The following is a 7,175-nucleotide window of genomic DNA, read 5'->3' on the forward strand; positions in this document are numbered from 1 at the left end:
CCGATGACCGACGACGCCCGGCTCCAGGCCACGGACCTCACCCTCGCGTACGACCGCAGGGTGGTCGCCGAGCACCTCGACGTGCGGATCACCGACGGGTCGTTCACCGTCATCGTCGGGCCCAACGCCTGCGGCAAGTCGACGCTGCTGCGCGCGCTGGTTCGGGTGCTCAAGCCGCAGTCCGGTGCGGTGCTGCTCGACGGGAACGCCATCGCGTCGTACCCGTCGAAGCACATCGCGAAGCAGCTCGGCATGCTCCCGCAGTCCCCCGTCGTGCCCGGCGGGATCGTGGTCGAGGAGCTGGTCGCCCGGGGCCGGTTCGCCCATCAGCGCCTGTTGCGGCAGTGGTCGCCGGAGGACGAGGACGCGGTCGCCGAGGCGATGCGCCTGACCGAGGTCGCCGATCTGGCCGACCGGTTCGTCGACGAGCTCTCCGGCGGTCAGCGGCAGCGGGTCTGGCTGGCCATGGCCCTGGCCCAGCAGACGCCGATCCTGCTGCTCGACGAGCCGACGACGTTCCTCGACCTGTCCCACCAGTTCGAGGTGCTCGACCTCTGCGCGGAGCTGCACGAGGAGGGCCGCACGATCGTCGCGGTGCTGCACGACCTCAACCACGCCTGCCGGTACGCGACCGAGCTGATCGTCATGCGCGACGGCAAGGTGCTCGCGCAGGGCACCCCCGCCGACGTGATGACCGCCGAGCTGGTCGAGCGGGTGTTCTCGATGCCGTGCCGGGTCATCGACGACCCCGAGACCGGCACCCCGATGGTCGTCCCGGCCGACCGGCACCGCCGCCGCGGCGTCCGCGCAGCGGTGACCGAGCGGGCCTCCGCGTGACCCAGCGGCAGGGTCTGCTCGGCCAGGCGCTCGGCGGGCAACGACGCTGGATCGTGCTCAGCACCCTGATGATCACCGGTCATCAGGCCGGCGAGGTCGCCGTGCCGTTCCTCATCGGTGTGGTCATCGACCAGGCGGTCACCGGTGATGCGGGCGACCTGGCGCTCTGGCTGGGCGTGATCGGCGCCGTCTACCTCGGCCTGAGCTACAGCTACCGGTACGGCGAGCGCTTCGGTGAACGCGCGTCCGAGCAGGCCGCCCACGAGCTGCGCCTGCGGGTGACCCGCCGGGTCCTCGACGACCGCGGCGGCGCCGAGACCGACCGGCTGCCCGGCGCGCTCGTCTCGATCGCCACCAGTGACGCCGCCCGCGTCGGTGCGGTGGCCGTCGCCGTCTCCTCCGGTGTCGCCGCGGTGGTCGGCCTGAGCTTCGCGGCGGTGCTGCTGCTGTCCATCTCGGTGCCGCTCGGCCTGCTGGTCCTGCTCGGCACACCACCGCTGATGGGCCTCACCCGGCTGCTCGGCAAGCCCCTGGAGGAACGCAGCGAAACCGAGCAGGAGCACGGCGCGCAGGCCTCCGGGACCGCCGCCGATCTGGTCGCCGGGCTGCGTGTCGTCAAGGGGTTGCGGGCCGGTCCGGCGGCCGTGACCCGCTATCGCGAGCGCAGCCGCGGCGCGCTGGCGGCGACCGTGCGGGCTGCCCGCGCCGAGGCCGCGTACCAGGGTGTGGTGCTCTCGCTCAGCGGGTTGTTCCTGGCGGTGATCGCGGTGGCCGGTGGCATCCTGGCCGTCCGCGGTGAGATCACCGTGGGGCAGTTGATCTCGTCGGTCGGTCTGGCACAGTTCCTGGTCGGCCCGATGTCGACGTTCGGCTGGGTCGGCGCCGACCTGGCCCAGGGCCGCGCGTCGGCCCGCCGTGTCGCCGCCGTGCTGGACATGCCCGCCGCGGTGACCGGCGGCGACGCGAGCCCGTCCGTTCCGGTGCGCGGGGCGATCCGCATCCACGGGCTCGCCGATCCACCGCTGCGCGCGCTCGACCTGGAGATCACCCCGGGCGAGCTGGTCGGCATCGTCGCGGCCGACCCGGCCGAGGCCGCCGCCCTGGTACGCCTGCTCGGCCGCTCCTGCGACCCGGCCGGCGGGGTGATCGAGCTCGACGGTGTCGCCCTGACCGAGCTGGCACCGGACGGGCTGCGCAGCGCCGTGCTGTCCACCGAGCACCACACCGACCTGTTCGGCGGCACGATCCGTTCGGCCGTCTCGCTCTCCGGGCGCGCGCGGCCCGAGACCGTCGAGGCCGCCGTGATCACCGCCGGCGCCGACGAGGTGGCCGGCGGCCTGCCGGACGGCCTCGACGCCGTGCTGGACGACGGCGCCCGCTCGCTCTCCGGTGGTCAGCGCCAGCGGATCGCGCTCGCCCGTGCCCTCGCCGCCGACCCGCCGGTGCTCGTGGTGCACGACCCGACCACCGCGGTCGACGCGGTCACCGAGTCCCGCATCGCCGGGCGGCTGCGGGAGATGCGCGCCGGCCGGACCACGATCCTGGTGACGACGAGCCCGGCCCTGCTCGCGGTGACCGACCGGGTGATCGTCCTGCACGACGGCGCCGTCCGTGCCGACGGTACGCACGGTGACCTCGTCGCCGGTGACTCCACGTACAGGGAGACGGTGCTGTCATGACGGACCTGCTGCCGATCGCGACCGCGCCGCGGACCCGGGCCGCACTGCGTGTCCTGGTCCGGCCGCACCGGGCCCGGCTGGCCGGTGCGCTCGCCCTGCTGGTCGCCGGGACCGCCGCCGGACTGGTGACCCCGCCGCTGCTCGGGCGCATCGTCGACCTGGCGACCTCCGGCGGCAGTGTCACCGCGATCGTCGTCACCGGCGCCGGACTGGTGGCGGCCGCCGTGATCGAGGCGGGGCTGGCCGGCCTCGGTGTCGCGCTGCTCGCGCAGGTCGGCGAGGGCATGCTGGCCCGGCTGCGGGAACGGTTCGTCGAGTCCGCCCTGCGCCTGCCGCTGGAACAGGTCGAACGGGCGGGCGCCGGCGACCTCACCTCCCGGGTCACCAACGACGTCGCGGTGATCGCCGAGGCGACCCGTTCGGCGCTGCCGGAGTTCACCCGGGCGCTGCTCACCATCGGGCTCACCCTGGCGGGCCTGGCCGTGCTCGACTGGCGCTTCCTGGTCGCGGCGCTGATCGCGGTGCCGGTGCAGGCGTACACCGTGCGGTGGTACGCGCGTCGAGCCGTACCTCTCTATGCCCGGCAGCGGGTCGCGGTCGCCGCCCAGCAGCATCACCTGCTGTCCACGATCGACGGTGCCCCCACCATCCGGGCCTTCCGCCTGGCCGGCGAGCACGGCGAGCTGGTCGCTTCCCGGTCACAGCAGGCGGTCGACCTGCTGCTGCGGGGCATCGCGCTGCAGACCCGCTTCTACGCCCGCCTGCACGTCGCGGAGTTCCTCGGGCTGGCGGCCGTGCTCGCCACCGGCTTCTTCCTGGTACGCGGCGACAGCGTCAGCCTCGGCACCGCAACCGCGGCCGCCCTGTACTTCCACGGTCTGTTCGGCCCGATCAACGTGGCGCTGGCACTGGTCGACGACGCCCAGGCGGCCGCCTCCGGGCTGGACCGCCTCGTCGGAGTGGCCGACCTCGACCCGGCCGACGAGCCGCCGGCCGAGCGCCGCGACGACGTGGCGCACGCGGTGGTCGTCAGCGGCCTCGACTTCTCCTACCGCGCCGGCCGCCCGGTGCTGCACGGCATCGACCTCACCATCGCCCGGGGCGAGCGTGTCGCCGTGGTCGGCTCCAGCGGCGCCGGCAAGACCACCCTGGCCAAGGTGATCGCCGGGGTGCACCAGCCGACCGCCGGCACCGTGACCGTCCCGGCCGGCGAGGTCGCGCTGATCACGCAAGAGGTCCACGTCTTCGCCGGTACGCTCGCCGACGACCTGCGACTGGCCCGCCCGGACGCGACCGACGACGAGGTCCGCGCCGCCCTGACCGCGGTGGACGCGCTCGACTGGGTCGAGCAGCTGCCCGACGGTGTGGAGACCGAGGTCGGGTCGGGCGGGCACGTGCTGACCGCCGCGCAGGCCCAGCAGCTGGCGTTCGCCCGGCTCATCCTGGCCGACCCGCCCGTGGCCATCCTCGACGAGGCGACCGCGGAGGCCGGCAGCGCCGGTGCACGCCTGCTCGAACGGGTCGCCTCGGCCGCGTTGCGGGGGCGTACCGCCGTGATCGTCGCTCACCGGCTGACCCAGGCGATGACCGCCGACCGGGTCGTCGTGCTCCAGGACGGCCGGATCGCCGAGATCGGCTCCCACGCCGAGCTGATCACGCGCGACGGGCCGTACGCGGTCCTCTGGCAGGCCTGGTCGGACCAGCGCGCCCAGCACTAAGGACGCACCTCGTAGACGTTGTTGAACGGGGTCTGCGCCGCCAGCCGGAAGTGGGTGAAACCGGCCTGCTCGGTGACGTCACGGATACGCGCGGGACCGGCCTGGGTGCCGAGTGCGGCGCCGACCGGCTGGGACAGCGAGGCCGGGGTGCACAGCAGCGTGGAGAAGCCGTAGTAGGCCCGGCCCACGGGATTGAGATTCCCCTCGACCCGGTCCTCCGCCGCCGGTTCGACGATCATCCAGGTGCCGGTGGGGGCGATGGCCGCGCGCACGTGCCGGGCCGCGCCGACCGGGTCACCCATGTCGTGCAGCGAGTCGAACATGGTCACCAGGTCGTAGCCCGAACCGGTGAAGCCGGTGGCCGCGGCGACCTCGAAGCTCGCACGATCGGCGACGTCGGCGGCCCGGGTACGGGCGACAGCCACCGAGTGCTCGTGGTAGTCCGATCCCACGAACGTCGACCGGGGAAACGCTTCCGCCATCAGGATGGTCGCTGCGCCGTGCCCGCAGCCCACGTCGGCGACCCGGGCGCCCGTCCGCAGCCGTTCCAGCACGCCGTCGAGGGCCGGCAACCAGTCGGTGACGAGGTTGGCCGCGTACCCGGGCCGGAAAAAACGCTCGCAGCCGAGGTGGACGTCGGTGTTGTGTTCGTGCCAGCCCAGCCCGCCGGTGCGGCGTGCCGCCTCGACCACCAGGGAGGTGTCGCTCACCGCGCCGAGCGCGATCTGGAAGAAGCCGGGCAGGAACGCGGGGCTGCTCTCGTCGGTCAGCGCCACGACGTGCTCGGGTGGCAGCGTGTACCGGCCGGTGCCCGGGTCGTAGGTGACGAACCGGCCGGCCGCCTGCGCGTTCAGCCATTCCCGGGCGTAGGGCTCGCCGGTCCCGGTGCCCGCCGCGAGCTCTGCCGCCGTCGCCGGGCCGTGTGCCGCCAGGTGCCGGTAGTAACCGAGCTTGTCGCCCATGACGACCAGGGCGCAGTTGAGTGTGGCGCCCACCTCGTCGACGGCTCGGAAGACGAACGCCATCAGCTGGTCGGTGTCGATCGGTGCTTCTGTGCTGGTCATCGGATGCTCCCTCGGGTCGGACGGCCGAACGTTTGTGACCGTAAGCGCGGGGTGCATTAGCATCAATACCGTTTACTGGAGGCCCATCAGTGAAGCTAATAGGTCTGGTCCGCAGCATCCGGGCGCTGGGCGAGGTCGCGGAGCAGGGATCGTTCTCCGCAGCCGCCGGTGTGCTGGGCCTGACCCAGTCGGCCGTGAGTCAGCACATCGCCGCCCTGGAACGCGAAACCGGGCTCCGGCTCGTCGACCGCGGCACCCGCCCGATGGCGCTGACCGAGGCCGGGCACGTCCTGGTCCGGCACGGCCGGACTATCAACGCCCGCCTGGAGGCAGCCGAACAGGAACTCGCCGAGATCGCCGGCCACCGCGCCGGCCGGCTGCGGTTCGGTAGCTTCCCGACCGCGTTGACGACCTTCGTGCCGGCCGCGCTCGGTCGCCTGCGCACCGAACATCCCACCATCGTGCTGACCGTTGTCGACGACCACATGCAGGGCCTGGTGCCGCGACTCACCGACGGCGGACTCGACCTGGCCGTGGTCTACGACCACGAGGCCCTCCCCGCCGCGACGACCGGTCCGCTGCGCCGGGTGCACCTGTTCGACGACCCCTACCGGGTCATCCTTCCCGCGAGGCACCGGCTGGCCCGGCGCCGTACGGCGCTGTCTCTGGCGGATCTGGCGGACGAGGACTGGGTGGGCGGCCACAGCGGCAGCGCCTGGTTCCGGATCGTCCGGCACGCCTGCCGCGCGGCTGGGTTCGACCCCCGCATCCAGCTGTCCTCCGACGACTACCGGGCGGTGCAGGCGTTCGTGGCCGCCGGGCTGGGCGTCGCGCTCATCCCCGGCCTGGGACTCGTGAGCCCGACCGCGGGGGTGGAGGTCCGCCGGTTGCGCGCCGGCGCCCCCGTCCGGCGGATCAGCGTGGCCCACCTCGACGACGAGGGGCAACCACCCGGCGTACGCGCCATGATCGCCATCCTGGTCGATGTCACCAGCCATCTCCGACGAGCGGAACCACGTCGCTCATGAATCGCTCGAGCTGACGTTCGGCGTCCGCCAGTGGCCAGACGAACAACTGGCCGACGCCCGCGGCGGCGTAGGCCCGCGCGACGTCCGCACAGTGCTCGGCCGATCCGACGAGGAGCCGCCCCGCCAGCGCCTCCATCGGCCGCTTCAGCAGCACTCCGAGCGCGCTGAGGTGCGCCTCCCGCTCGCGCTCGTCCTCGGTCACATACATCCACATCGTCGCCAGCGAGCAGGGCAAGCTGACGGCCGCCACCCGCTCCGGCGTCGTGTTGTACGCCGAGGCCAACCACCCGTCGCCGAGCCGCGCGACCCGCCGCAGGCCGGCAGCCGACCCCCAGCTCGCCACCCAGATCGGCAGCCCGTCCGAACGCGCAGGATGCGGGCGCAGCGCCTCGTCCGCCGCGTAGAAACGCCCTTCGAACGGCGGCGCCCCCGGTGTCAGGTAGGCGCGCAACGCCTGAACCGCCTCGTCGAAGCGCGGCCACCGCTCGTCGAAAGGCACCCCCGCCGCGGCATAGTCACGCGCCGACGAACCCGGCCCGACCCCGAGCACCAGCCGCCCACCCGACACGATGTCCAGCGCAGCCGCCGCCTTGGCCAACGCCGCCGGTCCCCGCACCACCGGCAGCGCAACAGTCGTGACCAACTGCAGATCACCGCTCGCCTCGGCAACGCTCGCCAGCGCGACAACGGCGTCCAACCAGGGCCGCTGAAAGACCAGATGATCGTTGGCCGCCAGAGCCACATACCCGAGCCGCAGGGCCGCACCGGCGTAGGACGCCAACGTCCCCGGCCGCCACCCCGTGCCGTCAAGGTCGATCTGAGGCAGATGCGCGCCGTACCGCATAGCCG

General features: G+C 73.3%; 6 protein-coding genes. 4 read left to right on the forward strand and 2 right to left on the reverse strand.

All coding sequences use genetic code 11. The features are described from left to right. The first annotated feature begins 3 nt into the window (after positions 1 to 3). The 3 genes from AFR_RS23780 to AFR_RS23790 are packed head-to-tail and all read left to right on the forward strand — an operon-like array spanning position 4 to position 4,234. The gene (locus AFR_RS23780) at positions 4 to 837 is read left to right on the forward strand and encodes an ABC transporter ATP-binding protein (RefSeq protein WP_023363584.1); all 834 of its coding nucleotides are present in this window, start codon (positions 4 to 6) and stop codon (positions 835 to 837) included. Continuing rightward, positions 834 to 2,516, forward strand: a complete 1,683-nt coding sequence (locus AFR_RS23785) for an ABC transporter ATP-binding protein (RefSeq protein ID WP_023363585.1) — start codon at positions 834 to 836, stop codon at positions 2,514 to 2,516. Before AFR_RS23780 ends, AFR_RS23785 begins: the two co-directional genes overlap by 4 nt. Next, entirely contained in the window at positions 2,513 to 4,234 is a 1,722-nt protein-coding gene (locus tag AFR_RS23790; RefSeq protein ID WP_023363586.1) for an ABC transporter ATP-binding protein, read from the forward strand. Before AFR_RS23785 ends, AFR_RS23790 begins: the two co-directional genes overlap by 4 nt. Here AFR_RS23790 and AFR_RS23795 read toward each other — a convergent pair. Continuing rightward, on the reverse strand, positions 4,231 to 5,298 hold the full coding sequence (locus AFR_RS23795) for a DNA glycosylase AlkZ-like family protein (RefSeq protein WP_023363587.1): 1,068 nt from the start codon (positions 5,296 to 5,298) through the stop codon (positions 4,231 to 4,233). The two genes, AFR_RS23790 and AFR_RS23795, sit on opposite strands and share 4 nt — an antisense overlap. Before the next feature lie 89 nt (positions 5,299 to 5,387). Between AFR_RS23795 and AFR_RS23800 the strand changes: the two genes are divergently transcribed. Beyond that, a complete protein-coding gene (locus AFR_RS23800) occupies positions 5,388 to 6,326 on the forward strand; it encodes a LysR family transcriptional regulator (RefSeq protein ID WP_023363588.1) in 939 nt (312 codons plus the stop codon). On the opposite strand, the gene AFR_RS23805 is transcribed toward AFR_RS23800, so the two are convergent. Further along, on the reverse strand, positions 6,286 to 7,170 hold the full coding sequence (locus tag AFR_RS23805; RefSeq protein WP_023363589.1) for an LLM class flavin-dependent oxidoreductase: 885 nt from the start codon (positions 7,168 to 7,170) through the stop codon (positions 6,286 to 6,288). The genes AFR_RS23800 and AFR_RS23805 overlap by 41 nt on opposite strands. Positions 7,171 to 7,175: the final 5 nt, after the last annotated feature.

The organism is Amorphoplanes friuliensis DSM 7358 (assembly GCF_000494755.1).
Lineage (GTDB): Bacteria > Actinomycetota > Actinomycetes > Mycobacteriales > Micromonosporaceae > Actinoplanes > Actinoplanes friuliensis.